We start from the raw sequence: 25,695 nt of genomic DNA, 5'->3' as shown, positions 1-25,695 counted from the left end.
AACCTCGGATTTGCGCGCGGTTCATGAGGGCCGCTTATTGCTTGGCGGACGCGGCGGCATCGCCGGCGGCGGCCACCTTGGGCTCGTTCACGGGCGTCACGCTGACTTTCTGGCCGGGCACGGCGGCGCTGACGCCGCCCACGATCACCCGGTCGCCGGGGGCCAGGCCCTCGGTGATGTGCCAATCGCCGCCGCGCATCGTGCCGGTCTGCACCGCGCGGGTCTCAACCACGTCGTCCGCGCCGACCACCAGCACCTGCGGCTTGCCATCGGTGCTGCGCGTGACGGCGCGCTGCGGAACCAGGATCGCTTCCGGATCCACGCCCTGGTGCGTGCGCACCCGGACATACATGCCCGGCAGCAACAGCACGTCGGGGTTCGCGAACTCGCCGCGCAGGGCCACCTGACCGGTGCTGCGGTCCACAGCAATGTCCGAGAACAGGAGGCGCCCTTCGCGCTGCTGGTCGGTGCCGTCGATCGTGATGGAGATGCTGGCGCCCTCGCCTTCGCCCAAGCTGCCGTTCTGCATGGCCGCGCGCATGCGCAGCATGTCGCCGACGGGCTGGTTGAAGTCCACGTAGACCGGGTCCAGTTGCTGGATCGTCGCCATCGGTGTGGCCTCGTTCTGGCCCACCAGCGCGCCTTCGGTCACTTGCGCGCGTCCGATGCGGCCCGAAATGGGCGCCTTCACGGTGGCGTAGTCCAGGTTGAGCTGCGCGGTCTCGACATCGGCCTGGGCCGAGCGGCGCGCGGCCAACGCGCTCTTGAGCGTGGTGTTGGCCGTGTCGAAGTCCTGCTGACTGACGGCTTCGATCTTGACCAGGGGCGTGTAGCGCTTGACCACGGCCTGTGCGTCGGACACGGCGGCCTGGGCCTTGGCCAGCTCGCCTTCCGCACGCGACAAGGCCGCCTTGAACGGCGCCGGGTCAATGCGGAAGAGCACGTCGCCGGCCTTGACGTCCGCACCTTCCACGAAGTTGCGGCTCAGCACGATGCCGGCCACGCGGGCACGGACCTCGGCCACGCGCATGGGTTCGACCCGGCCGGGCAGCTCGCTGATCAGCGTGTAGCGCTGGGGTTGCACCGCCACCGCCTGGACCGGACGCGGCCCCGCCGCCTGCGGCTCTCCGCCATCGGACCCGCCGCAACCGGCCAAGACGATTGCCGTCGCCAACACCGCCAGGGGCAGCCGCCATGCTTGATTGACCTTCATTCACTACCCCCGCGCTGCGCGTTCTGAATTCAAAGAGACGCCGATGCTACCTGAAAGGACGATTTGAATCAATATTGATTCATTTGCTGCTTTCAGGCTTAAATCTGACGACTCACAAGTCTTTACTTGATAAATTCGCGGAAGTTTGTACAAAGTGAATCGCCCGTGATCCAATACCGGCCCAGGGATAACCACAAATGGGGAGGAGGCAATGTCTGAAGAGGCAGGCCACGAACGGCTGCTGGTCGCGCTGGCGCTGGCGATGGTGGATCAGCCGCGCGCAACCTTGCAGGAGCTGGCCAAGGCCGTCGGCGTCAGCAAGGCGACCTTGTACCGGTTCTGCAAGACCCGGGATCAGCTGGTGCTGCGCCTGATGACGCATTGCGCGCAGGTCATGAAACAGGCACTGGCGGATTCGCACCTGGACAGCGCCCCGCCCCGCACGGCGCTGCGCAGCCTGATCGAACAGCACCTGGCGCACAAGGAATTGACGGCGTTCCTGATCTACAACTGGAAGCCCGACACGGAACTTGAGCCGGACATCATGAACAGCTGGTCCGGCTATCAGGAAACCCTGGATGCATTCTTTTTGCGCGGTCAGCGCGAAGGCGCGTTCCGCGTGGACATGACCGCCGCCGCGCTCAGCGAACTCCTGATCGGAATCATCACCAGCATGGTGGACGCCGAGCGGCGCGGCCGGATTGCGCGGATGGGCATCGCGCAGGTGGCCGAACAGATGATGCTACACGGCATCTCGGCCTAGCCCGCGGTTGTGCGGAAGTGACGCGGAGCGAGGCCCCGCGCCTGTTTACGCTGCCGTCACCGGACGGCCATAAAACGGATAGTTCGGATCGTTGTAGCCGTGCGCCGAGGCATGGCCCGGCGTCACCCACTCGTTCACGACCGTTTCGTCCTCGGGCGTGATCGTCACGTCCAGCGCCGCGTAGTAATCGTCCATCTGCGCCAGCGTACGCGGACCCGCGATAACGGCAGTGATGACCGGATTGGCCAGCACCCACGCCGTTGCGAAATGGCCCGGCTGCACGCCGCGCGCGGCGCTGTGCTGCACCAGCTTCTGCGCGATCTGCAGCGATTCCTCGCGGAATTCGGTCGCCAGGATGCGGCGGTCGCCGCGTCCGGCGCGCGTATCCGCCGCGGGCGGCTGGCCCGGCAGGTACTTGCCCGTCAGCACGCCGCGCGCGATCGGGCTGTACGGCACCACGCCCAACCCGTAATGCTTGCATGCGGGCAGGATCTCGACTTCGGGTCCGCGGTTCAGCATGTTGTAGTACGGCTGGCACACCACCGGTTGCGGCACGCCGAGTTTTTCGCATAGACGCATCACCTCGGCGATGCGCCAGCCGCGAAAGTTCGACAGCCCGAAGCTGCGCAGCTTGCCCGCGCGGATCAGGTCGCCCAGCGCCCACAGCGCTTCTTCCAGGTTTTCTTCGTGGTAGTCGCGATGCAGGTACAGGATGTCCATGAAATCCGTGCCCATGCGCGACAGGCTCTGCTCCACCCCGCGGATCAGCCACTGGCGCGAGTAATGCGCCAGGTTCGGCCCCTTGCCGACCGGATTGCCGATCTTGCTGGCCAGCACCCAGTCGTGGCGCTGCCCCTTGAGCAGCTTGCCCACGACCTCTTCCGACCGGCCTTCGTTGTAGACGTCGGCGGTATCGATGAAATTCAGGCCGTGATCGCGTGCCGACGCAACGATGCGCGCCGCTTCGTCATCAGGCGTCTGCTCCCCGAACATCATCGTGCCCAGGCAGAGCGGCGACACCCGGAGATTGCTGGTTCCCAGTCGGCGGTAATTCATGGCGTGGTTCCTTGATCGGATGAAGGGATAAGGCGTGGCCGCGCGTCACCGCGCAGCCGAACGCCACATCTTGCCCGAAAAAACCTGACATGCCGCAAAACCTGGAAGTTACACACCCGCATCCACCGCCGCCAGGATTTTCCCGAACAGCGCGTCCGCATGGGCCGAATTCAGCCAGCGCACGATCACGACCATCTTGCGTTCCGGTTCCACCCACGTGAACGAGCTGCCCGCGCCCACGCCGAAGAAGCTGGACGACGGCACGCTGGGAAACACCTTGCCTTCGTGGTTCAGCCAGATCAGATAGCCGTAGTACGGGGCGATGTCGCACGGGGTGCGCATCGCCTGCAGCCATTCGCGCGACAGGATCTGCTTACCATTGGCCTGACCGTCGTTCAGCAGCATCTGGCCGATCAGCGCCTGGTCCTTGGCGCTGATGGACATGCCGCCGCCCCAGTGCGAGCCGCCGGGCACCGACGGCATGCGCTGGCCGTCGATCTCGACCCAGGCATTGTCGTAGCCGACCCATTGCCAATCCTCGCTGCAGCCGATAGGCCGCGTGACGGCCTCGCGGAACACTTCCGGCAACGGCTTGCGGAACAGATGCAGCAACGCGTACGACAGCTGATTGATGCGGACGTCGTTGTATTCCCAATACGTGCCGGGTTCCTGCAGCGGACGCGCATCGCCCTTCTTGCCGTCGGGCGGCACACCGAACGTGACGGCGCGATAGCGGTCCGCCTGATCCGACACGCCGAAGCGTTCGCCTTCCCATTCGCTGGTCTGCTGCAGCAGATGGCGCCACGTGATCGACGCATTGCGGCCTTCGTCAAAGCCGATGCCCGGCACGCGCTTGCCGACGGGTTCGTCCACGTCCGGCAGCAGGCCGCGGTCATGCGCCACGCCGGCCAGGATGGCCAGGTACAGCTTGGCGACGCTGAACGTCAGGTCGGCGCGGTCCGGCTCGCCCCACTCGGCCACCGTCTTGCCGTCCACCACGACCACGCCGGACACCGGCCCGCGGTCATGGATGGGGCCGAGCAGGCGGTTCCAGGGCGGCGGATCGTTCAGGTGCACGCCGAAATTGCCTTTGACGCTGCGGTCCCAGGTCGATTCGTGGTCGTTGGCGAACTGGATCGCCTGCTGCATGAGCGTATTCATCGGTTCCCTCGTTGTTGTGTGTTCATTGCCCCGCGCTTTGTGGCGCGCGGGTCAGATATTCCATGGCCGCCTGCAACCCGCCCGAGCGATGCGGGACGCCGGCCGCGGCCAGCCCCATCTCCACGCCCGCCAGCGTGCCGCATAGCGTCAGATCGTTGAAGTGGCCCAGATGGCCGATGCGGAAGATGCGGTCGGACAGTTTGCCCAGCCCCTGCCCCAACGACATGTCGAAGCGGTCCAGGATGACCTTGCGCAGCGCGTCGGCGCTGTGCCCGTCAGGCATCAGCACGGCGGTCAGCGCCGGACTGTGCGCGGCCGGGTCCACGCTCAGCAGCTCCAGCCCCCAGCCCGCCACCGCCAGGCGCGTGGCGCGGGCATGGCGCTCGTGGCGCGCGAACACCTGCGGCAGCCCTTCAGCCGCCAGCATGGCCAGCGCTTCATGCAGGCCGTACAGCAGATTGGTCGACGGCGTGTACGGAAAATAACCCTTCGCATTGGGCCCGAGCATCTCGCGCCAATCCCAGTACGACCGCGGCAGGCTCGCGGTCTCGGCCGCCGCCAGCGCGCGCGGGCCCACCGCGTTGAACGACAGGCCCGGCGGCAGCATCAGCCCTTTCTGCGAACCGGCCACCGTCACGTCCACGCCCCATTCGTCGTGGCGGTAATCGATGGACCCGAGCGAAGAAATCGTGTCGACCATCAACAGCGCCGGATGACCGGCCTGGTCGATCGCGGCGCGCACCGCGGCGATGTCGCTGGTGACGCCGGTGGAGGTCTCGTTGTGCACCACGCACACCGCCTTGATGCGGTGCTGCGAATCTTCCGAAAGCCGCGCGCCGATGACGCCGGCATCGACCGGATGACGCCAGTCGCCCTCGATGTAATCCACTTCCAGACCCAACCGCCCAGCCAGCTTGCGCCACAGGCTGGCGAAGTGGCCGGTCTCGACCATCAGCACGCGATCGCCCGGCGACAGCGTGTTGACCAGCGCAGCCTCCCACGCGCCAGTGCCAGACGCCGGAAAGATCACGACGGGCGACTCGGTCTGGAAGATGTGCTTCAGGCCCGACAGCACCGCCTTGCCGAGTTCACCGAACTCCGGTCCGCGGTGATCGATGGTGGGCAGGTCGATGGCGCGCAGGACCCGGTCAGGCACGTTGGTGGGACCGGGAATCTGCAGGAAATGCCGGCCGGACGGGCGGGTGTTCAGCGTGAGCATGCGTGGCCCCAATGTGGACGGTTTGTATACCAAGGCGGCTTTGCGCGGCGGTCAGGCAGCGTGGAGCGGCCTGGCGGACTTGCGGCATGCGCCACTCTATCCCATTGTTTTTACGTCGATAACCTAGGGTATACACCCATCAAAACCACCGTGAAGACAGGTTTATAGTCTGCGAAAACAAGGGGAATTTTTGTATACCAATGCGCAGCGATCCTAGCTTCTTGCCGGATCATGCCGAGGCCGTTGCCTCGTCCGATCTCACGCCCGATTCCGCCCCGACGGCCGTTCGCGCCGCCGGCGACGGGCGCACGCTGGCGGCATCGGCGGCCGGATCGCTACGCGAACGCATCATCCAGGGCGAGTTCCCGCCCGGCACCCGGCTGAACGAACGCGCCCTGTGCGATTTGCTGGGCGTGTCGCGTACCCCGCTGCGCGAGGCCTTCCGCCTGCTGGCCGCCGAAGGCCTGGTGCAGATCGAACCGAACCGCGGCGCGCAGGTGGTGGCGCTGTCGGACGCCAACATTCGCGAGGCCTTCGAAGTGATCGGCGGCCTGGAGGCCATGTCGTGCCGGTTTGCGTGCGAGCGCGCGACGGACGTCGAGATCGCCGAGATCCGCGCGCTGACCTACGAAATGATGGCCAGCCACGCGCGCCACGACCTGCCGACGTACTTTCGCGTCAACCGCGAGATCCACGAACGCATCAGCCTGGCCGCGCACAACAGTTTGCTCAAACAGCTTTACGACGCGCAGAACGCGCGGATCCAGAACCTGCGCTTCGTCTCGAACGAAGACCGGCAGAAATGGGATCTGGCGATGCGCGAACACATAGAAATGGCGGAGGCCCTTGCCGCGCGCGACGCGGACCGGCTGGCAGCCATCATGCGGCAGCACCTGCAGCGCAAATGCGACGCGGCGCTCAAGAGCCGGAGCGAGACGATAGATACGCAACACATGTAGTGTCATCAAGAGGAGCCTTCACCATGGCTGATAGTCGCTTCACACCTTGCTGCTTCACCCCCGCTACCCCTGCGCTGTCCTCCCGCCGTTCCACCCCGCTCAAGGCCCTGGCCGCCGCCCTGCTCGCCTGCGCCGCGTTCGCCACCCAACCGGCGCTTGCCGGCAAGAAAGACGACACCCTGCGCATGGCCTACGACCAGGCGCCGGAAAGCGTCGACCCGTACTTCAACAACGTGCGCATCGGCGTCATCATTGCCGCCAACGTGTGGGACACCCTGCTCTACCGCGACCCCGTCACCAATGAGTACAAGGGCCAGCTCGCCAAGAGCTGGAAGCAGGTCGACGACAAGACCATGGAGTTCGAGCTGCGCGAAGGCGTCAAATTCCACAACGGCGAAGAGTTCGACGCAGACTCCGTGGTCTACACGCTGAACTACGTGGCCGATCCGAAGAACAAGGCGGTCACGCAGCAGAACGTGTCGTGGATCGACAAGGTCGAGAAGATCGACAAGTACAAGGTGCGCCTGACCACCAAAGAGCCCTTCCCCGGCGCCAAGGAATACCTGTCCACCACGGCCGCCATCCACCCGGCGAAGTATTACCAGGAGGTCGGCCCCAAGGGCATGAACGCCAAGCCCGTGGGCTCCGGTCCGTACAAGGTCGTCGACTACCAGCCTGGCAAGTCCATCACGCTGGAACGCAACGCCGACTATTTCAAGGATTCGCCCAAGGCGCAGCCCAAGATCGGCAAGGTCGTCATCCGTTTCATTCCCGACCGCCAGACGCAGATGGCCGAGGTCATCTCGGGCGGCGAAGACCTGATCATGAGCGTGCCCAAGGACCAGGCCGAACAGCTGGGCGGCATGCCGAACCTGCAGATGGTCACGGGCAACACCATGCGCATCGTGTTCATGCAGATGAACATCCTGGAAGGCACGCCCGCGCCGCAGCTGAAGGACGAGCGGGTGCGCCGCGCGATCATCCACGCCATCGACCGCGAATCCATGCTCAAGAACATCGTGGGCGAAGGCGGCGGGCTCATCAACACCATCTGCACGCCGTCGCAAGTGGGCTGCACGCAGGAAGGCGCGCCGACCTACAAGTACGATCCCGCGCAGGCCAAGAAGCTGCTGGCCGAAGCGGGCTACCCGAATGGCTTTGATATCGACATCGTCGCGTACCGCGAACGCAACCAGACCGAAGCCATCATCAACTACCTGCAGGCCGTCGGCATCCGCGCCAAGCTGAACTTCCTGCAGTACGCCGCGATGCGCGACATGATCCGCGCGAACAAGGCGTCGCTCACGCACCAGACGTGGGGCTCGAACCTGGTGAACGACGTGTCGGCGTCCACGCCGGTGTATTTCGCGTTCGGCAGCGACGACATCACGCGCGACCCGAAGGTGCGCGACCTGCTGAAGAAGGGCGATACCACCATCGAACCCGGGCCGCGCAAGGCTGCCTACAAGGAGGCGCTGGACATCATCGCGGACAAGGCCTACGCCGTTCCCCTGTGGACGCTGCCCGCCTACTACGTCGCCACCAAGGACGTGAACTTCAAGCCCTACTCGGACGAGCTGGTGCGCTTCTGGGACATGAGCTGGAAGTAAGGCGCGGTCCGCGCCGGGCGGGCTTCGCAAACGCCCGGCGCTGCTGAACAGAGAGGAAGTCCTATGCTTTATTTCACGCTGAGGCGCCTGGGCCTGGCGGCGCTGGTGGCGCTGACCGTGTCGATCCTGGCGTTCCTGCTGCTGCACCTGTCGGGCGACCCGGCGCTGGCGCTGGCCGGCGAAGGCGCGCGGCAGGCCGACATCGACATGATCCGCAAGACCTACGGCCTGGACCGCCCTATCATCGTCCAGTACGCCGACTGGCTCTGGCACATCCTGCAGGGCGACTTCGGGACGTCGGTGTATTTCAAGACCGAGGCCGGGCCGCTGATCCTGTCCAAGCTGGCGACCACGCTGAAGCTGGGCATGGCGGCGCTGGCGTTTGCGCTGTGCATCTCGATTCCGCTGGGCGTGCTGGCCGCGCTGTACAAAGGCAGCCTGATCGACCGCGTCTGTCTGGCGATCGCGGTGCTGGGCCAGGCGCTGCCGAACTTCTTCTTTGCGCTGATCCTGATCATGCTGTTCTCGATCTCGCTGCGCATCCTGCCGGTGTCGGGCAGCGGCACGTGGCAGCACTTCGTCATGCCTGCGATCGCGCTGGGCTATTACGTCGCGCCGGCGTTCATGCGCCTGATCCGCGCCGGCATGATCGAGGTGCTGAGCGCCGACTACATCCGCACCGCGCGGGCCAAGGGGCTGCCCGCCCGCAAGGTCATCTTCAAGCACGCCCTGCGCAACGCCATCGTGCCGGTGGTCGCGCTGGCCGCCGTGCAGCTGGGCTACCTGCTGGGCGGCTCGGTGGTCATCGAGACCATCTTCGCGCTGGACGGCCTGGGATATTTGGCCTATCAGAGCATCACGTACAAGGACTATCCGGTCATGCAGCTGATCGTGCTGCTGCTGTCGGTGCTGTATGTGCTGCTGACGCTTGCCGCCGATGTGGCCAACGCGTGGCTCGATCCGCGCATCCGGGTGTCCTGACATGAACACGCCTACGCTCACCCCCGCCACCCCCGCCGCAGCCCCGCTGGAACTGTCCGCGTCCACGCTGCGCTGGCGCCGCCTGCGGCGCAACAAGGCGCTGCTGGCCGGCGGCGGCATCCTCTTCGTCATCGTGCTGATCGCGCTGCTGGCGCCGTGGATCTCGCCTCACGATCCCTATTTCCAGGATCTGGCCTACCGCACCGCTCCGCCCGTCTGGTACGAAAAAGGCACCTGGCTGCACCCGCTGGGCACCGACCAGCTGGGACGCGACTATATGTCGCGCCTGTTCTACGGCGCACGTATCTCGCTCTTGATCGGCATCAGCGTCGCGCTCATCTCGGGCCTGATCGGCACGGCGATGGGCATGGCGGCCGGCTACTTTGGCGGCAAGGTCGACATGGCCGTGTCGTTCCTCATCACCACGCGCCTGTCCATGCCGGTGATCCTGGTGGCGCTGGCTACCGTGGCCATCGTCGGCGGCTCGCTGTGGGTGGTGATCCTGGTGCTGGGCCTGCTCAAGTGGGACCGCTACGCCGTCGTGATGCGCAGCGCCACGCAGCAGGTGCGCTCGCTGGAATACGTGGCCGCCGCGCAGGCCGCCGGCGCCAGCACGTGGCGCATCGTCTGGGGCGAGGTCCTGCCCAATGTCGTGCCGCAGCTCATCGTGATCGCCACGCTGGAAGCCGCCAGCGCGATCCTGCTGGAAGCCTCGCTGTCCTTCCTGGGCCTGGGCGTCCAACCGCCGCTGCCGTCGTGGGGCTTGATGATCTCCGAGGCCAAGGCCTACATGTTCTTCTCGTTCTGGCTGATCGCCATTCCCGGGTCGGCGCTGGCGCTCTTGATCTTCGCGATCAACCTGGCCGGCGACGGACTGCATCAACTCCTGACGCCTGAAGAGAGGGCCTGAGCATGAACGGCACCGATATCGTCCTGGACGTCCAGGGACTGACCGTCGACATCGCCACACCACGCGGGCCGCTGCACGCGGTGCGCGATGTCTCCTTCCAGGTCAAGCGCGGCGAAACGCTGTGCCTCGTGGGGGAATCGGGCTGCGGCAAGTCCATGACCTCGCTGGCCATCATGGGCCTCTTGCCCAAGGCCGCCCGGCGCAGCACGCGCCGGCTGGCGGTGCTGGGCGAGGACCTTTCGAAGGCGCGCGGGCGGCGCGTCAACGCGTTGCGCGGCAGCAAGATGGCGATGATCTTTCAAGAGCCCATGACGGCGCTCAATCCCGCCTACGCCATTGGCGAACAGCTCACCGAACACTACATCCACCACTGCAAGGCGAGCAGCCAGCAGGCGCGGGACCGGGCGGTGGAACTGCTGGAAAAGGTCGGCATCGCCTCGGCCGGCCAGCGGCTGGGGCAGTATCCCCATCAGTTGTCCGGCGGACTGCGTCAACGCGTAATGATCGCGATGGCGCTCATGTGCGGCCCTGAGCTCTTGATCGCCGACGAGCCCAGCACCGCGCTGGACGTCACGATCCAGGCGCAGATCCTGCGGCTGCTGGCCGACCTGCAGGCGGAACTGGGCATCGCGATGGTGCTGATCACGCACGATCTGGGCGTGGTCGCCCGCATCGCGCGGCAGGTGGCCGTGATGTATGCGGGGCAGATCGTCGAGGAAGGCCCCGTCGCCGACATCTTTGCGACGCCGCATCACCCCTACACGCAAGGGCTGCTGGGCTGTATCCCCGTGCCTGGCCGCACGGCGCCGGGCGAAGCGCTGGGCACCATACCCGGCGTGGTGCCGTCGCTGGTCGGCGACTTGCGCGGCTGCGCCTTTGCCGACCGCTGCCGCTACGCGCAGCCGCAATGCCGGCAGGCCGTTCACGTCCACGGCCAGGCGACTGGCCAGCAATGGCGCTGCATCCTCAGCGCCGAAGGAGTCCCGGCATGAGCGCGCTGCTGCAAGCCGATGGCGTCAGCCGCCAATTCACGGTGCGCGCCGGCATGTTCCGTCCGCGAAGCACGCTGCACGCGGTCAATGGCGTGGACCTGGCGGTTGACCGGGGCGCGGTGCTGGGCATTGTGGGCGAGTCCGGCTGCGGCAAGTCCACCCTCGCGCGCATGCTGCTGGGGCTGACGCCGCCGACCGAAGGCGCCATCCGCCTCGACGGCCAGGACATCCGGCAGATGGACCGGCGCGCCCTCGCCCGGCGCGTGCAGCCCATCTTCCAGGACCCGTATTCGTCGCTGAATCCGCGCCGCTCGATTGCGTCGATCGTGTCGCTGCCGCTGGAGGTGCATGGCATCCCGAACCCGAAGATGCACAAGGCGATCGACATGCTCGAGCGCGTGGGCCTGCCGCCGCGGCTGGCCCACAACACGCCCGGGCAGCTGTCCGGCGGCCAGCGCCAGCGCGTGGCCATTGCGCGCGCGCTGGTCATGCAGCCCGAGCTCGTCATCTGCGACGAACCCACCTCCGCGCTGGACGTGTCGGTGCAGGCGCAGATCATGAACCTGCTGATGGATCTGCGCCGCGACTTCAACCTGACGTATGTGTTCATCAGCCACAACCTGGCGGTGGTCGAACACATCGCCACCCACGTGGCCGTGATGTACCTGGGCCGCGTGGTCGAGTCGGCGCCCACCGCCCGGCTCTTTCACGACCCGCGCCATCCGTACACGCAGGCGCTGCTAGCGTCGGTGCTGACGCCCGAACCCGGGCTGGGCATCCCCGACATGGGGCTGGGCCTGTCGTTCCCCGACCCGCTGCACCCGCCATCCGGCTGCCCGTTCCATCCGCGGTGCCAGCACGCGATGGCGCAATGCAAGACCGAACGGCCCGCATTGACCGTGCGGGAAGGCGCGCTGGTCGCCTGTCACCTCTATCCGCCCGTCCCCTCGACTTCCAATGGAGCCACCCAGCCATGACCCGCGCACACGCCATCGCCCAGGCGGAACACTGCTTTGATTCCGGCGCCTTCCGCACGCTGTTGGCGCGCCGCCTGGCGCTACCCACGGAAAGCCAGAACCCCGAACGCGCCGCCGTGCTGGCGGACTATCTGCAGGAAGAGATCCGTCCGGCGTTCGAGGCCCTGGGATTCACCTGCCGCACCCTGACGCATCCGAAGGCGCTGGCGCCGTTCCTGTACGCCGAACGCATCGAGGACCCGGCCCTGCCCACGGTGCTGGGCTACGGGCACGGCGATGTGATTCGCGGGCTGGAACGGGAATGGAAGGAAGGCCTGTCGCCGTGGTCGCTGACCGAGGCCGAAGGCCGCTGGTACGGCCGCGGCATTGCCGACAACAAGGGCCAGCACACCATCAACATGGAGGCGCTGCGGCTGGTGCTGGAGACGCGCGGCAAGCTCGGCTTCAACGCCAAATACCTGATCGAGATGGGCGAGGAAACCGGCTCGATGGGGCTGCGCGAACTGTGCACCGAGCACCGCGACCTGCTGGCCGCCGACCTGCTGATCGCCTCGGACGGCCCGCGCCTGAGCGCCAACCGTCCCACCATCTTCCTGGGCGCGCGCGGCAGTCTGAATTTCGACCTCACGATCGAGGCACGCGCCGGCGGACATCATTCGGGCAACTGGGGCGGACTGATCTCCAATCCCGGCCTGCAACTGGCCCACGCGATCGCCAGCATCGCCTCGCCCGTTGGTCAGATCCGCATCCCGGAATGGGTGCCGAAGGAACTGCCGCCGGCCGTGCGGCGCGCGCTGGCCGACTGCCAGGTCGACGGCGGCACGGACGGCCCCGAGATCGAACCGGATTGGGGCGAGCCCGGTCTGTCGCCCGCCGAACGCGTGTTCGGCTGGTGCTCGTTCGAGGTGCTGGCCTACAAGACCGGCAACCCCGACACGCCCGTCAACGCCATCCCGCCGCGTGCCTGGGCGCGCTGCCAGTTGCGCTTCGTGGTGGGCGTGGACCCGGACGACCTGATTCCGGCCCTGCGCCGCCACCTGGACAGCCATGGCTTTCCGATGGTGCAGATTTCGCTGACGCGCGAATCCATGTTCCGCGCGACCCGCATCGACCCGGATGACGCCTGGGTGCGCTGGGCCGTGGACTCGCTGGAACGCACCTCTGGCCAGAAGACCGCGCTGCTGCCCAACCTGGGCGGCTCGCTGCCCAACGACATCTTCACCGACGTGTTGGGCCTGCGCACGATCTGGGTGCCGCACTCCTACCCCGGCTGCTCCCAGCATGCGCCCAACGAGCACCTGCCGCCGGAACTGCTGCGGCAGGCGCTGGGGCTGATGACCGGGCTGTACTGGGACCTCGGCGCGGGCGGCACGCCGGAGATCAGAAGTCCCAGATGACCGGTACCCAACGGAACGCGTTGCCTTCCACGGCGACGCGTCCCACCGAGGGGAACGGCAGGTGCGCCGCCACGAGCAGACCCTGGTTTTCGGCCAGTTCGTTGAACAGCGCGAAGCGCACGCGGGCCGATTCCTCGGGGTCGTGCTCGAAGCCGTTGTGCCATTCGGGATGGTCGAAGGCCACCGGGAACACGGCATCGCCGGCGAACGTCAGGCGCTCGCCACCGGAGATCAGGTCGACGACACAGTGGCCGGGCGTGTGGCCGCCGGTATGGCGCACGATGACGCCCGGCGCCACTTCGTGGCGGTCCTCGAAGACGCGGATCTGATCGCGGTACGTTTCATAGAAGCTGGTCGCCGTCGATCGCAGCACGGCGGGCACCGGCTTGGGCATGACCGTCTGCGAAAAATCTGGCGAGGTCCAGAACGCGACTTCAGTCGCATTGACGTGGATGCGCACATCTTTGCGCAGGCGCTCCTTCACGCCGGGGACCAGCAGGCCGCCCACGTGGTCCATGTGCATGTGCGTGATGATGACGTCCGTCACGGACTCAAGCGGAATGCCCGCAGATTGCAGCCGCTGCGGAAACTGGCCCGCGCGCGGAAAGCCCGAGAATTGGCCGCCCAGCCCCGCGTCGATGAGGATGGTCTGGTCACCGGTGCGCGCGACCATCACGTTCAGCGGCCAATCGAAGGCGTCCGGCGGCATGAACATGTGATCGAGCCAGTTGGCAAGATCGGCCGGATCGGCATTGGTGGCCATCGTCGACGTGGGCAGCGGCAACACGCCGTCGCTGACGACCAGCGCATCGATATCGCCCACTTGCACGGCGTAGCGGGATGGCACCAGATCGATGGCCTGGTGGGTGATGGGGTCCAAAGTGTCTGCGGAAAACATGGCGGAATCTCCTTGAAGGCGGCCGGTTGATCCGGCCGGAAACCGGCGCCCTCGCGCCGGGTCGTTGCGCGGCGGCGCGTGCGTCAGCCGCGCAGGAAAGCCAGCAGGTCAGCGTTGATGCGGTCCTGCAGGGTGGCCGTCAGGCCGTGCGGGGCGCCGGGGTAATAGATCGCCTGCGCGTTCTTCACCAGACGCACAGCCTTCTTGGCCGAGTCGTGGATCGGCACGATCTGGTCGTCTTCGCCGTGCATGAACAACGTGGGCACGTCGATCTTCTTCAGGTCTTCGGTGAAATCCGTTTCCGAGAACGCCTTGACGCACTCGTAGGCGTTCTTCTGGCCGCTCTGCATGCTCCACAGCCAGAACTGGTCCAGCTGGCCCTGCGACACCTTTGAACCCGGGCGATTGGCGCCGTAGAACGGCACGGCCAGATCCTTGTAGAACTGCGAGCGGTCGCCCGCCACGCCGTCGCGGATGCCGTCGAATACCGACAGCGGCAGGCCTTCCGGATTGGCGGCCGACTTCAGCATCACCGGCGGCACCGCGCCGATCAGCACAGCGCGCGACACGCGCTTCGTGCCGTGCCGGCCGATATAGCGCGCCACTTCGCCGCCGCCGGTGGAGTGGCCCACCATCGCGATGCTCTTGACGTCCAGCGCCTCGATCAACTGCGCCAGATCGTCGGCGTAGGTGTCCATGTCGTTGCCGTTGGACGGCTGCGAAGAACGCCCATGGCCGCGGCGGTCATGCGCAATCACGCGAAAGCCATTGCGCGCCAGGAAGTGCAGTTGTCCGTCCCACGCATCCGCGTTCAGCGGCCAGCCGTGCGAGAACGTAACGACCGGGCCGGCGCCCCAGTCCTTGTAGTACAGCGTCGTGCCGTCTTTCGTGACGAAGGTGTTGCTGTTCATGGGAGTGCTCCGTTGGGGTTGGGAATTGCGCTGCGGGGCTGCTTGTGCGCCGATGGCAAAGGCGCTGCCAGCCAGGAGCGCGCTGCCGGCAAGCAGCGTGCGCCGGGCGGCGTTATACGAGTCGTTCATGGGGATCCTCAAGGTCGGAAGAGACAGTGAGGGCATCGTAGGACTGCGCCCGCGAGCGCGGTAGACACGGCGCGGGAAGCACGATGTTGTGCGATGCGCACCAATGCCGGCTGGAGGTTGCCGGCGTGCGCGAGACAGGCGCTATTCGGGCAGCGCCGAATCCCGATACGCCACGGCGATCATCGCCGTCAGCACGAAGGTCATGGCGACGCACGCCACTGCGCCCAACACGCCCTGCAGCGCCTGCACGCCCACGTAGTCATACATCAGCGGGAGCAGATCGTTGGTGGCATGCGCGGCCAGGACCAGCAACACCAGGAACCCCAGCATCAACGGCCAGCGTGGATAACGCATCGCGGCGCGCACCGCGCCAAAGCCATATTCGCCGGTGACCGCGACGCGTGGCAGGCTTACGCCGTACACGGCCAGCCCGTACAGCACGGGCACCCACACCACCACCAGCAGCGCGATCAGCACGCCGTAGAACAGCGGTTCGTTGGCGCCGCCCATCAGCATGTACAGCACATACGGCAGATCGCCGGTGGCGCGCGCAAGCGCCATGACGCCAACCACCAGCCCGCCCAGCAGCACCAGATGCCGGGCTTCCGGGTTGCCGCCGCGCGGCGCGGCCGCATGCGCTGTTTCGCCAAGCAGGATGACCCGATGCCAGGCGTAGGTGGTGCGCGCGAGGGCGATCAGGCAGACGAGCGCCAGCGCGAGGATCAGCCAATCCACAAGCCCGTACAGCCGGGACGTCATCAGCGCAAACGGCAACGTCAGCGTGAACACGGCCAGTGACCACGGCGCGGCGGCCAGCATGGCGCGGCCGTGCTGCCTGATGACGCCCACTGTCGCGGCGATGAAACGACCTGCTCCGGGTTTGCTGGACACGAGACTCCCTTGCTCAGAAATGATGGTGCTCGTTTATACCGCACGCAGCCTATTCACCCGATCCCATGTCGCGTATCTCGGTTACCCTTGCGGACCTTTTCTTTCTACCGAGTCTTCATGAAGTCGCTTCCCCTTGCATTGGCTGCCCTTGCCACCGCCCTGCTGCCCACGCTGGCGCACGCCGCGTACACGCCCATCGAGATCGAACGGGCGGTGCTCGAGTACGGCATACGCGAAGAGCACGACGCGCTGCTCCGGGCGGACTGGCGTCTGCTGGGCCGGATGATGGACATATCGCGTGTGGACCCCGCGGATATCTCGGACATGTACGCCAAGGGTCCGACGGACAAGGCGCCGGCCGTGATCCAAGATTCCTTCGTGTTCAAGGCGACGATCGATGCGGCAGCGGCGAAGGCCGGCGTCGTGACGTTCGCCGGCACCCCCGGGGCCACCGTCCGCGCCACGCTGCCGGCAGGCGCGAAGCCCGCCAACGACCTGATGTTGACCTGCGCCAAGCTGGCCTTTGCCGATGGCGTCGCCACGTTCTCGCAGTGCCAGAACTGGACGCCCGTCGCCGAGAAGACCGTTGCGGATTTTCGCGCCGACATCGCCGAATTCCTGCAAGGCAAGCCCGCGAAGAAGTACGTGGCCAAGTTCGTGATCGACTACTTCGTCGTCGCGGGCGACATGCCGGCCAAGGCCGGCTGCCCCGACGACCGCAAGGCCTGCGACGAGGCGATCCGCAAGACCGACATGACGCGCGCGGGCTATCAGGCCGTGACGGACCGCCTGAACGCGGCGGGCGTGCAGACCGGGCGCTAAGCCTTTCAGGCCATTCCTGCGTGCCCTCCATTGCGGGCGCGCAGGCAGCCGCCACGCAGGCGGCGTCCAGCGTCACTAGTCCCGAGGCGTTCAGCTGCGGCCGGGCTCCGTCCTGGCCGCAGCGGCGTTGGCTTGCGTTTCGGCCTGTACTTCGGCCTCCGCCTCGGCCTCGGCCCGAGCCTCCAGCTCATTGCCCAGCACCTCAGCCGAATCCTCGTTGCTGGCTTCCGGCTTCAGGCGGCGGCGCGTATGGCCCGCGGCGCGCGCGCTGTCGCCCTCGTCCGCACGCTCGGCCTGTACGTGCACATTGGCCGCAGGCGCGTAGCCGCGCTTGTCCTGACCGAAGTAGACCACCGTGTGCGGGTACGGCAGCTCGATGCCCGCGGCGTCGAAGTGCTTCTTGAGCAGGCGGTTGTAGCCGCGCTGCACCGCCCACTGCATGCCCGGCGTGGTCTTGATGAGGATGCGGATGGTCACGCCCTTGTCGTTGACCGCCGTGACGCCCGCCACCGTCATGTCTTCCAGGATCTCCGGTCCAAGCACCGAATCGGTCATCAGCTCGGCAAACGCCGCACGCAGATGCTCGATGGCGTCGTCCACGCTTTCGCGGTGGGCAATCGTGTATTCACCCAAGTGATACGAGAAATCGCGCATGTGGTTGGCCACCACGTCCACCGACGAGAACGGCACCAGATGGTAGCCGCCGTCCAGCGTGCGGATGCCGACCGAGCGGATGGTCATCTTCTCGACCGTGCCGAACACGCCGGCCACCTGCACCACATCGTTTTCGTTCATCCCGTTCTCAAGCTGGATGAAGACGCCGGTGATGATGTCCTGCACCAGCTTCTGCGCACCAAAACCGATGGCCAGACCGACCACGCCAGCACCCGCGATCAGCGGGCCGACGTCGATGCCGATCTGCGACAGCAGCACCATCAGCGTCATCGTCACGATGACGATCAGCGCGGCGTTGCGGAACAGCGCCAGCAGCGTGCGTTCGCGCGCGCTGGGCATGCCACGCTCTTCGCTTTGGCTCAGGCGATGCTCGATGATGCTGGCGATCACCGTCCAGGCCAGCATGGCGATCATCAGGACGATCACGATGTTCAGCACCACCTTGATCGCGGCGGCGCCCGCGTCCGACGCCAGCCAGCGCGACAGGTCAAAGGCCTGCCACGCGTCCAGGATCAGCAGCACGATGATGATGCGGATGATCCAGCCAACCACCTTCAGCGCAGCCGGCACGTACGCATTGACGCGTGCCTCCAGCAGCGGCAAGCGCCGCCGCAGGTCGTCCGACAGGCGGATCGGCTTGGCCAGCACCGCGTTCAGAAGCAGGATCAGCAGGCTGCCCACGCCGATGACCAGCAGCGTCTGCGCCGTGGCGCGCGCCATGAACGGCAGCGCATCGGTTGGGTCGACCTGGCTGACCACAAGCAGGATCGTGAAATAGAGGATGCCCAGCACGTGCCAGATGCGCGACAGCAGCCGCAGCCGGGAGCCCATGAACGTGGCCGCGCCCGCGGCCCGGCGGTCCAGCCGTTCGCGGACCGCCTGCCGGTTATGCCAGATGACGCGCACGGCGTAGATGTACACCGCCAGCATGATGAGCATCGTAGTCAGCCGGCCCAGCGCCGGCGACAGCGCCGCCGCCATCACGGGTCCGACCACCAGCGTGCCGTAACCCGCCGCGGCCACGATGCGCACCAGCCACGCGTTCCAGTACTTCGCCAGTTCGTCCGACATCGGCAACAGGCGCAGATGCGGATGGCGCACCGCGAACACCGTGCGGATCAGCACCTTCACGATCTCCACCGCCACGAAGGCCTGCAGGAACAGCGAGGCCAGTCCATCCAGCGTGCCGCGCCCCGGCGTGCTCCACAGCGCCGCCGCGCCGCCTGCCATGGCGGCCAGCAAGACGACGGCGACGTCGATCGCCAGCGCACCCACGATCGCGCCCGCGCGGCGGGTCAGCACCTTCATGGACGCGGGCTTGCCCCGGACGGGAGCCGACCCGGTTTCGCAACCGTGCTCGGCCACCCAGCGGTCGATCCGCGTATAGATGCGCATGGCGATCATGCGCAGCAGGATGAAGGCGATGATGGTGGCCGCGGCAGCCAGCGCCAGCGGCAGCAACGCGCTGCGCGCCGTGCCGCTGTCCATGCGCAAATTCTGGCCCGAGGCCAGCGCGCGCATGTCGTCAACGCCCTGCCCCATGTCGGCCGCGACCCCGGTCAGGAACTGCTGAACGCCATTGGCCATGCGCTCCTGGAACGTCGGCTCGGCGGGGGTGGCGGGCGTCTGTTTCGCCGTCGCGGTCTTGGCTGGCGCTGCGCCAGCGGCGACCGGTTTGTCACTGGCCGCCTGCGCGCGCAGCTGGTCGATCAGGGCTTGGCGCGCTTGGGGGTTGTCCAGCAGATCGGCCAGCGCGGCGGGCGTCAACGCCGAGGCCGCGGGGGCCGGCTCAGCCGCCGCCGCGGGGGTCAGCAGCGGGAATGCGGCGGTGGCCGGAGCGTGCCAGAGGATCGATAAACAACTCAACATCGCCGCCAGCAGCCAGGCCGCCAGCCAGGGCCTTTCCCGTCTGCGCCGCCAGGAGACGGCGGCATGGTGGCGGGAGGGAAGGGATCGGGATGCTGTCGTTGCGGATCGAACCACTAATAAATCTCCTGTGCGATCAGGGCATGGACGCCATAGGTAAAAAGAGAAGCCGGCGACTGCGGGAGACCCGGCTTGGGCAAAGGGCACATGATAAAGCCCCTGCTCTGTCCCCTTTAGCGGCGGCCTGCGCTTATCGCTGGAAGCAATAAACAAGCGGCGATTAATTCGTTGGTCCGGACGGCTTGAGTGTTTAGAGTCCAACGCCGCCATGCCCGCGCCGCATTCCGACAGGCGCGCGCCCAACCACGAGTCCGCTTCATGACCACCCGATTCCAAGCTGCACGCCGCAACACCCTGCTCGCCCTTGCTCTGGCCGTCACCGGCACGGGCGCCGCGCAGGCCGACCAACGCGTCATCCGCATCGTCGTGCCCTACGGCACCGGCGCAGTCCAGGACACCATCGCCCGCGCGATCGGCGACGAACTGGGCCGCGCGTTGGATGCCTCCATCGTGATCGAAAACCGCGCCGGCGCCGGCGGCACCGTGGGCACCGCCCAGGTCGCCCGCGCCAAACCCGATGGCAACACCCTGGTGCTTGCCGCCGCCAGCCACAACATCGCCGGGTATCTGTATAAGAACCTCAGCTACGACCCCTACAAGGACTTCACGGGTGTCGCCTACATCGGCAACACCGGCTACATCATCCTTGCGTCCGCCTCGCTGAACGCCAAGAACACCGCCGAATTCATCCAGGCCGTCAAAGCCAAACCCGGCGCTTACGATTACGCGTCGGCCGGCAACGGCAGCGCCTCGCACCTGGGCATGGCGTCGTTCCTGACCGCCGCCGGCGCGCAGATGCAGCACATCCCCATGAAGTCCACCGGCGACGCCGTGACCGAACTGCTGGCCGGCCGCGTCCAGGCCGTCACCGCCGCCACCATCGGCGTGACCGCCTATCGCAACGACTCGCGCGTCACGTTCCTGGCCTACACCGGCAAGACCCGTTCACGCTTCGCGCCGGATCTTCCTACCGTCGCCGAAAGCGGCCTGCCCGGCTACGCCTTCGATTCGTGGCTCGGTTTGCTCGCCCCCGCCGGCATCGCCCCCGCCGACCGAGACAAGATCAATACCGCGGTCAACAAGGTGCTGGCCGACCCGAAGGTGCAAGCGCGATTGGCTTCGCTGGGCGTCGAAGCCGAGGCCAGATCCGCAGCGCAGTTTCAGGAGTTGCTGAAGGCGGATTTTGAAGCGGCAGGAAAGGTGGTGAGCGCTTCCGGGGCGCGGGTGGAGTAGCTGACGCGGTCGTGCACTGATGGCATTGCGACCCCGGCCCCGTGCCGGGGTTTTTCGTATTGGCGGACATCTGCCTCTGCGCTCTGCGCTCTGCAGACAATCGAATCTCGCGCATATCAGGCCGACTCAACTTTCTGACAAATCAGACCCGCTCTTCCGAGCTTTCGAACTATTCATATGTCCAAGGGGACGACCCCGCCGTAGATTGAACGACTTTTCGTTCATTTGACGAGTGACACTCATATGGCGGGCGCAGCGACAGAATTGATAGCCGAGGCGTCTCGATGGACGCGTCGGGTGGTAAATGCATCGCCATGCCCCGATTGGGTCTCGCTTGAACCGAGATCCCGCGCCTGGATTCTTCTGGACGGCGCGCACAGCGACACACTCGAGAACGACCTTCTGCAAATCAAGCGTGGATTCGAGTACCGCTGGGTCTGGCGCGACACGCCTCGGGAATACCGAAATCCGGGCTATCGCCACGGCCCCCTGCTGGCGCCGCTCGACGAGGCCTTGTTCACCTACGCCGTCGAACATTGGCTTCGCCAGCAAGCAGGAATCATCTTGGTGGCTCCCGACGATATCGACCTCCTCGTCGCCCACCTCCAACAGCTGCACCATCTGACGGGTACAGACGGATTTCCGATCAGGTTCAGCCTTAATGGCGCGCGGGCGCTTGAAGATCTCTGCGAAGGCTTGACGGCGCCTTCCCTGTGCAGGCTGTACGGCCCGATCCAACGCTTCATCTGGTATGAGGGCGAGGAGCATCAGGTGGAATGGTCGGTTGCGGAGTCTCCCGTACAGGTGCAAGCAACGCCCGGACTGGACGAGCTCATCGCCCTGACAAAAGCAGACGAGGTCTCACTCGAACAGGCCAGCTTTGCGTGGTTCGTGCGCGACTGCGTTCGCAGTATTCCCCGACAAACGCCAGCGTTCGACGCCCCCAAGCATGAAACGGCCTCGTGGCGGCGCACGGACCTGTTCGTTCGCGAAGCTGCGGATCAACTTGCGCTCACCCTGGAACGCGACGTTCGCCACTACGTCGACCTGCGGTTTCGGTACCCGCAAGATTTTTTCGCGAAGGCAGCGAGCTCCGGGAAATCCCGATCGAACGGCACATTCCCGGAAAGCGGCGATTGGCGGATGCCGAAGCACGACTCTCGGCGCTCGCGGCGCGTTAAAGGAAATCTCACGTGAGTTTCAAAAAAGCACTTGGCTCCATTCGCCCGAATGAGAAGCGCCTCGGCAAAGCCATCTCCCCACCGCCCTGCGAACGCGGCGTTCCTTTATATCCGCTGCGCTATGGCATTGCCGATTACGCGTGGGACAAGGACATGTTTCCCCGCCTGAATACCGAGGGCTATCCCACACTCACTTCGGGCAAAGCGTACGGCTTGCGCACATTGCGCCCGGGTACCTACGTCTATCTCTGCCATTTCGAGCATGGGCGTATGTGGACGCAGCACTACCAAGTCACTGAAGACGTCAAGTTCGCCCGAATTTGGTGGAGTTATGACGACGACCAGGATGCAACGCCGGGCAGGCTAAGCCGCCCCGATACGGTCGGCGCCCAGACATATCTTTTCGCGCCAGATGCGAATACTGCCGAAACCGTATACATCCTGGTGAGCGACACACTGCTGTCCCACCGCAAGCTCTGGGCCATCGAGACCAACGAAAGTGGTCTTCGAGATGCGTTGTGCACGCAATGCAGGCCCGCCGGCAATCCCTATCAGGAACATATCTTCGACGCGACGCTGCTGGGTCAGGCTGCGCCTGAACTCGTCTCGCCAGCTGGGCACGGCGCGCCCAAGCCTTTCGTATGGAGTGAAATCCAGTTCCCAGAAGAGGCGCCAAATCACCACAACATACTCGGCAATATGTATATCGCCTTGCTGCCGCGCAAGGATTTCACGCCTCTGGTGGTGGCATTGCAGGATCCGATCGGGATTGCCAGCGAGCTTCATTACCTGATCACCCGTTCCGTGACGCTCAAGACTGAATATGCCGGCCGAAACGCGCACAAGCTGCAAAGTGCGACGCTCATCCGAAATTACTTCGAGGGAATGAAGAAGCAGGCGGGAAAAAGCCCGGACTTGGCCCATACGATAGCGAAGCAGCAAAACCTGGTGAACTACGCTGGCGCGATGCTGTTTCCCGGCGTCTACGCCAAGGAGAGCGAAGCGTTCGACCGCACTATTGCGGCAGCAGTAAAGGATTCGCTTGCGTGGGTTCGCCTGATCGATCCGTCGCGGCTATTGGGCAAGGCGCTGCACTGTTTTGACCGCAGCGTGATTCACAACGCGCATGACTATGAGAACGCCGTCTTCCAGTGCATTGGCGGCCTCGTGCACTCCGAAGCTGGAATACAGGTGTTGAGCGATCTGATCAGTCTACCCGTCGACAAAAGCCCTTACTGGCTCGCGCTGGCAAATGGCAGCGAGTTGCTTGTTGCCAGGTTGAAAGCCAGTTCCGGTGAGATTGCCAAGAACCTATTCAGCGTCATGGACAAGGTGTTGGAACAGCACCAGCTCACCACAGCCTCAAACGCGCTGATCGGGTTGCTGCAGGTGCTCCCGGAAGCCAAAGTGGCTGATGTACTGATGCCACGTCTGCGGCACGTGATGGAGGTTAGAGCCGGTTTCACCATCGTCCGCTATGACATCGGCCTGGGGGATTTGCAGCGTGCCGCTTATGAGCTCCAAGGCTATCAAACACTTGGCGAAGACGGGTTGCGTGGGTGGAAGATGCCGTCGCCGAGGATCAAACCGGCTGACGTGGATAAGAGGACTTCAGTCTACGACTGGGTGAAAGTTGGTGAAACCACGTACCGTGAACTTGACGAGGCGCAAACGGACAAGCCGGTACTGCCGCCTTCCAAAGCAGTTCGAATGGAAGGCAATCCATTCATCAATATGTTGATTCGCCTGCGAACACCAGCCGGACACTTGTTCGCCGGACTGGGTGGCCTACTCGCGTTGAATGCGTTTTCGAACGCTTGGAAGAACCTAAGCAGGACAGACGCAAATTCCGCCAACTACGTAAGCGTTTTTGGAGCGACAAGCGCCGTCGTGGCCGCCGGCGTAGAAATTAGTTTTTCCATGATTGCATTCGGTGCAATGAGGCAGGGAAATGCAGCTTTAGCGCTCAGCTTGTCCGTCTCTGCAGCAAAGCGAGGCCTCGCGGTCTTTGGAGCTGGAGCGGCTGGACTGGCGGCAGTAGCCGACTTGATCAGGGCGATCCGGGCGTTTATTGACGGCAACCCGGAACAAGCAGGGATGTTGGTCGGATCAGCGATAGCTAGCGGCATTATTGCTGTCGCGATGGGAGCGGGAGGTACGGCTGCGGCAGCCTCCCTTGTCAGCGGGGGTACTGCAATTGTGCTCGGCTTAAATCCAGCGGGATGGGCAATTGTGGCGGGAATTGTGGCGGTTGTCTCGGTTGGATTTGCCTTCGGTGTTGATATCACTACGCATGGTCCAGTCGAGCTTTGGCTCAAATACAGTGCATGGGGAGTGGAAGACCGGCATTACTCCAACGCTGAAGAATTGGAAGCGGTTCACGGCATTCTCTATCGGCCGCGGTTGACAACTGAATGGACCAACGCAGCGGGATATACGGTAGGTGCTCTTCGCATCAGTTGCCAGCTACCCGATAACTCCGATTATCTCGGGGACCGATTTCAGTCGAGGCTGTCTCTAACTATGCGAGGCAGGCAGCTTTCTCACGTGGACGGGCCCATTGCGTACGCGCCCGGCACGAAACCCGTCGACTATGAAGTCGAATGCATCGTTTCGCGGTTAGGTGGGACCGGCAAAGAATGCGGCTGGTCGATCCTCATGCATGAGGATGCCGAAGTGGCACTGGAATATCTCTACTTTCCCGATCCAGAACGACATCCAACTCTGGCAATTCGGCAGCCCTGTGCGCCGGCTCCGTTGGCATTCACGTCGGGAGGATGGTTTAAAGAGCCGATCGATCAATCCAAACTTGAGCCTGTGCGCCCCCCAAATGAATACAAAAATTAAGCGTCTTCCAAATAGTCTTCGCCTTGGAAGCACACCCCTCGACAGAAAGGGGGCTGCATTTGCAGCCCCGAAGCCCGATGGCGTCCGACGTGCTAACGACCGTTGTATCGAACTCGAAACATACGCGAATCATGTGCAATCGGGGGCGGCAAGTTACATTGGGATGTCAATCCTTATAAGTATTGTGACGCTCATCGCGGGTGCATTCGCATTGGGTGTGGAGAACATTTGCGACGAACGTTTCTTGAAGATGCTCGCCGCGTCTCCCGCCTTGACAATCATGGCCTTGATTTTTTATTTCGCAGGCGGAACTCACAAGAGTCGCGGCGCATATGTCCGTGTCCACCGCGGCACCCGAAAGCTCTACTTCGTACCCCCACGGCAGAAGCGGCTGCTTGTTCTTGCCTGGGATCAACTGGAAGCGGTAGCCGGCTACATTCCAATCGTCTCCCCAAGCGGCTACTTCACCCGACACCCTCTCTATCTAATTGGCGTCGACTACAGCATGGACCCGCCTTCAGAGGTGTGCGTGGCGTGCGGCAATGCTGGCGCTTTTACCGGAGATCAGTCCGCGAAAGACCTGTGGTCTTACCTTCTCGCTTTCATGGAAAACGGCCCAGAGGGCTTGCCGAAGCCGGCTCTGCTGGTGCCGCGACTAAGCCGGACACATGAAACGCTCAAGCCGTATCGGGATTGGTGTACCGAATTGCGGCGCAAGCTCGCTCAACCCAACGGCATATTGAAAGCGCCTATTACCATCCCGCTCTGGTTATTTTTGTTGGTGATTGAAGCGTATCCGAACAGTGTAGAGGCCTTCCTTCAATACCACGTGCCGTACGCGCAGTTTCCCAAAGAGATCGACAGGTTGTGCGGCTTTGATTAAT

The 25,695-nt window shown here is 64.8% G+C and carries 21 protein-coding genes; 13 read left to right on the top strand and 8 right to left on the bottom strand.

Features of this window, described 5'->3' with window-relative positions; all coding sequences use genetic code 11:
• Nucleotides 1-34: 34 nt before the first annotated feature.
• Nucleotides 35-1,213 (bottom strand): efflux RND transporter periplasmic adaptor subunit, encoded by a 1,179-nt coding sequence (locus MHZ91_RS23420; RefSeq protein ID WP_239215946.1) that lies wholly within the window; start codon nucleotides 1,211-1,213, stop codon nucleotides 35-37.
• Nucleotides 1,214-1,424: 211 nt separating this feature from the next.
• Here MHZ91_RS23420 and MHZ91_RS23415 point away from each other — a divergent pair, with 211 nt between their 5' ends.
• A complete protein-coding gene (locus tag MHZ91_RS23415; RefSeq protein ID WP_218343632.1) occupies nucleotides 1,425-1,976 on the top strand; it encodes a TetR/AcrR family transcriptional regulator in 552 nt (183 codons plus the stop codon).
• A gap of 45 nt (nucleotides 1,977-2,021) precedes the next feature.
• On the opposite strand, the gene MHZ91_RS23410 is transcribed toward MHZ91_RS23415, so the two are convergent.
• The 3 genes from MHZ91_RS23410 to MHZ91_RS23400 all read right to left on the bottom strand — a co-directional run bounded on the left by MHZ91_RS23410 (nucleotide 2,022) and on the right by MHZ91_RS23400 (nucleotide 5,412).
• Nucleotides 2,022-3,032: an aldo/keto reductase gene (locus MHZ91_RS23410; protein WP_239215944.1), complete on the bottom strand. Its 1,011-nt coding sequence runs from the start codon at nucleotides 3,030-3,032 to the stop codon at nucleotides 2,022-2,024.
• Between the two features lie 108 nt (nucleotides 3,033-3,140).
• The gene (locus MHZ91_RS23405; RefSeq protein ID WP_175136702.1) at nucleotides 3,141-4,193 is read right to left on the bottom strand and encodes a serine hydrolase; all 1,053 of its coding nucleotides are present in this window, start codon (nucleotides 4,191-4,193) and stop codon (nucleotides 3,141-3,143) included.
• Nucleotides 4,194-4,215: 22 nt separating this feature from the next.
• The gene (locus MHZ91_RS23400; RefSeq protein WP_239215943.1) at nucleotides 4,216-5,412 is read right to left on the bottom strand and encodes an alanine--glyoxylate aminotransferase family protein; all 1,197 of its coding nucleotides are present in this window, start codon (nucleotides 5,410-5,412) and stop codon (nucleotides 4,216-4,218) included.
• A 200-nt stretch (nucleotides 5,413-5,612) separates the two neighbouring features.
• Between MHZ91_RS23400 and MHZ91_RS23395 the strand changes: the two genes are divergently transcribed.
• The 7 genes from MHZ91_RS23395 (at nucleotide 5,613) to MHZ91_RS23365 (ending at nucleotide 13,238) form a co-directional block, all read left to right on the top strand.
• Nucleotides 5,613-6,371, top strand: coding sequence for a GntR family transcriptional regulator (locus MHZ91_RS23395; RefSeq protein ID WP_175136704.1), 759 nt, complete (start codon nucleotides 5,613-5,615; stop codon nucleotides 6,369-6,371).
• A 23-nt stretch (nucleotides 6,372-6,394) separates the two neighbouring features.
• A complete protein-coding gene (locus tag MHZ91_RS23390) occupies nucleotides 6,395-7,981 on the top strand; it encodes an ABC transporter substrate-binding protein (protein WP_239215942.1) in 1,587 nt (528 codons plus the stop codon).
• 63 nt (nucleotides 7,982-8,044) lie between these two features.
• Nucleotides 8,045-8,962, top strand: a complete 918-nt coding sequence (locus MHZ91_RS23385; protein ID WP_175121809.1) for an ABC transporter permease — start codon at nucleotides 8,045-8,047, stop codon at nucleotides 8,960-8,962.
• Between the two features lies 1 nt (nucleotide 8,963).
• Nucleotides 8,964-9,872 (top strand): ABC transporter permease, encoded by a 909-nt coding sequence (locus tag MHZ91_RS23380; RefSeq protein ID WP_175121810.1) that lies wholly within the window; start codon nucleotides 8,964-8,966, stop codon nucleotides 9,870-9,872.
• Nucleotides 9,873-9,874: 2 nt separating this feature from the next.
• Nucleotides 9,875-10,864, top strand: coding sequence for an ABC transporter ATP-binding protein (locus MHZ91_RS23375; protein ID WP_239215941.1), 990 nt, complete (start codon nucleotides 9,875-9,877; stop codon nucleotides 10,862-10,864).
• Entirely contained in the window at nucleotides 10,861-11,841 is a 981-nt protein-coding gene (locus MHZ91_RS23370; RefSeq protein WP_105238663.1) for an ABC transporter ATP-binding protein, read from the top strand. The genes MHZ91_RS23375 and MHZ91_RS23370 overlap by 4 nt, the downstream gene beginning before the upstream one ends.
• Nucleotides 11,838-13,238: a M20 family metallopeptidase gene (locus MHZ91_RS23365; RefSeq protein ID WP_239215940.1), complete on the top strand. Its 1,401-nt coding sequence runs from the start codon at nucleotides 11,838-11,840 to the stop codon at nucleotides 13,236-13,238. Before MHZ91_RS23370 ends, MHZ91_RS23365 begins: the two co-directional genes overlap by 4 nt.
• On the opposite strand, the gene MHZ91_RS23360 is transcribed toward MHZ91_RS23365, so the two are convergent.
• From MHZ91_RS23360 to MHZ91_RS23350, 3 genes are all read right to left on the bottom strand, one after another.
• Nucleotides 13,222-14,136, bottom strand: a complete 915-nt coding sequence (locus MHZ91_RS23360; RefSeq protein ID WP_239215939.1) for an MBL fold metallo-hydrolase — start codon at nucleotides 14,134-14,136, stop codon at nucleotides 13,222-13,224. The two genes, MHZ91_RS23365 and MHZ91_RS23360, sit on opposite strands and share 17 nt — an antisense overlap.
• 83 nt (nucleotides 14,137-14,219) lie before the next feature.
• The gene (locus MHZ91_RS23355) at nucleotides 14,220-15,176 is read right to left on the bottom strand and encodes an alpha/beta fold hydrolase (protein ID WP_239215938.1); all 957 of its coding nucleotides are present in this window, start codon (nucleotides 15,174-15,176) and stop codon (nucleotides 14,220-14,222) included.
• A gap of 141 nt (nucleotides 15,177-15,317) precedes the next feature.
• The gene (locus tag MHZ91_RS23350; protein WP_239215937.1) at nucleotides 15,318-16,067 is read right to left on the bottom strand and encodes a hypothetical protein; all 750 of its coding nucleotides are present in this window, start codon (nucleotides 16,065-16,067) and stop codon (nucleotides 15,318-15,320) included.
• Between the two features lie 117 nt (nucleotides 16,068-16,184).
• Between MHZ91_RS23350 and MHZ91_RS23345 the strand changes: the two genes are divergently transcribed.
• The gene (locus MHZ91_RS23345) at nucleotides 16,185-16,889 is read left to right on the top strand and encodes a hypothetical protein (protein WP_239215936.1); all 705 of its coding nucleotides are present in this window, start codon (nucleotides 16,185-16,187) and stop codon (nucleotides 16,887-16,889) included.
• Nucleotides 16,890-16,979: 90 nt separating this feature from the next.
• Here MHZ91_RS23345 and MHZ91_RS23340 read toward each other — a convergent pair whose 3' ends face one another.
• Nucleotides 16,980-19,433: a mechanosensitive ion channel domain-containing protein gene (locus MHZ91_RS23340; RefSeq protein WP_239215935.1), complete on the bottom strand. Its 2,454-nt coding sequence runs from the start codon at nucleotides 19,431-19,433 to the stop codon at nucleotides 16,980-16,982.
• A gap of 375 nt (nucleotides 19,434-19,808) precedes the next feature.
• Between MHZ91_RS23340 and MHZ91_RS23335 the strand changes: the two genes are divergently transcribed.
• From MHZ91_RS23335 to MHZ91_RS23320, 4 genes are all read left to right on the top strand, one after another.
• Nucleotides 19,809-20,783 carry a tripartite tricarboxylate transporter substrate binding protein gene (locus MHZ91_RS23335; protein ID WP_239215933.1) on the top strand — a complete coding sequence of 325 codons (975 nt, stop codon included), beginning with the start codon at nucleotides 19,809-19,811 and terminating at the stop codon, nucleotides 20,781-20,783.
• A gap of 243 nt (nucleotides 20,784-21,026) precedes the next feature.
• Nucleotides 21,027-21,980, top strand: a complete 954-nt coding sequence (locus MHZ91_RS23330; protein ID WP_239215931.1) for a DUF4123 domain-containing protein — start codon at nucleotides 21,027-21,029, stop codon at nucleotides 21,978-21,980.
• On the top strand, nucleotides 21,977-24,811 hold the full coding sequence (locus MHZ91_RS23325) for a toxin VasX (RefSeq protein WP_239215929.1): 2,835 nt from the start codon (nucleotides 21,977-21,979) through the stop codon (nucleotides 24,809-24,811). Before MHZ91_RS23330 ends, MHZ91_RS23325 begins: the two co-directional genes overlap by 4 nt.
• On the top strand, nucleotides 24,795-25,694 hold the full coding sequence (locus tag MHZ91_RS23320) for a DUF6708 domain-containing protein (protein WP_239215927.1): 900 nt from the start codon (nucleotides 24,795-24,797) through the stop codon (nucleotides 25,692-25,694). The genes MHZ91_RS23325 and MHZ91_RS23320 overlap by 17 nt, the downstream gene beginning before the upstream one ends.
• Nucleotide 25,695 lies beyond the last annotated feature (1 nt).

Source organism: Achromobacter sp. ACRQX, assembly GCF_022346505.1.
GTDB lineage: Bacteria > Pseudomonadota > Gammaproteobacteria > Burkholderiales > Burkholderiaceae_B > Achromobacter > Achromobacter animicus.
This window is presented reverse-complemented; position numbering and strand designations above follow the sequence as displayed.